2 tRNA genes are annotated in these 1226 nt (G+C 66.0%); both read left to right on the top strand.

The annotated features are described in order from the left end of the window. The first annotated feature begins 173 nt into the window (after positions 1-173). Positions 174-264 (top strand) — tRNA-Ser (locus E1182_RS30605). Between the two features lie 36 nt (positions 265-300). Then, positions 301-373: transfer RNA gene (locus E1182_RS30600), tRNA-Arg, on the top strand. Positions 374-1226: the final 853 nt, after the last annotated feature.

Genomic DNA, 1226 nt, shown 5'->3' with positions numbered 1-1226 from the left:
GAGGAGGGCTCGCGGCGGGGCGGCTCGCTCGGCGTCTGCTCCTGCATATCGATGCAGCGTAGTCGTGAACGTGACCTCGCACACGGTGGAAACGCCTCCGTTGCGGTAGTCGCTTTGCCCGGGACGGGGGCGGCCCTGTATCCTCGGCCCCGGTGGTCCGCAGCGGCCACCGGGGAGACTTCGCCTAGTCTGGTCTATGGCGCCGCACTGCTAATGCGGTTGGGGTTTTAAAGCCCCTCCCGGGTTCGAATCCCGGAGTCTCCGCGCAAAAGCCGGTTGTGTAGACTGGCCGAGCACCAAGCGCCCGTAGCTCAACGGATAGAGCATCTGACTACGGATCAGAAGGTTAGGGGTTCGAGTCCCTTCGGGCGCACTTCACGATCAAGGCCATGACCAGCGGAAACGCAGGTCACGGCCTTGATTGCTTCTACACCTTGGGACGGATCTTCCCAGGCTCTGGGATCTGGTGCTCCGATGGTGCTCCGCTGTCACTGTGCTGTTTCGGCGGGGGTTCGTGCCGTTCCGTGCCGACCAGGGCGTTTGCGTGTCGCCTGGTCTGGATCATGGTCGGAATGCCGGTGCGTCAGGTACGGCAATAGTCCACTGTGGTCGGCGTTGTAGATCTTCTTTGGCGAGGTGGGTGCCCGGGGTGGTCGGCCGGCGTTGACCTGGGCTGGCGCACGGTCACGAGCGGGTTCGGGATGTCGGCCGGGGCGAGCATCGGTGGTGACGGCCGGAAGGGTTTACGCATGTGATTGCGCTCTGCTGGTCGCCCGGCCGGCCGGGCGGCGACCCGATTCTCGGGAGTGGCCGCGTTCTCGTTGCTCGGCATCGGGTCGGGGCCCCGCTTGTAGGCGGCTCCCGGACCAGGGTCTGGACAAGAGGTTCGTCCCGGCGGTGCAACGGGTGCCGTGCGGCCGGTCGGCGTGGCGGGCCGGGCCTGCGCCGGCGACCGTGACCGGCACGACTTCGGGTCGACTGGCTTCACGCCGATGAGGCCGGTACCCCGTCGGTGCGGGAAGACTGCGACGAGGGCGAGGCGACGGTGCACGCTCATGGCTCCTCTCTGTGTCAAGACGCTGTCTGCATCGAGGTTCTAACGACCTTGTGCACAGTAGAGCCGGTCGGTGTGGCGGCTTGACCCTGACATGGACGGCCGCGCAGATGTCTTGATTGTGTCGATCAAAGCCATCCGCGCGGCCTTCGCTCATTGTGCCTTCACCGGC

This window comes from Micromonospora sp. KC721 (assembly GCF_004348355.1).
In the GTDB taxonomy this organism is placed as follows: domain Bacteria; phylum Actinomycetota; class Actinomycetes; order Mycobacteriales; family Micromonosporaceae; genus Micromonospora.
Note: the sequence above shows the minus strand (reverse complement) of the source record. Positions and strands in the feature narration are given on the sequence as shown.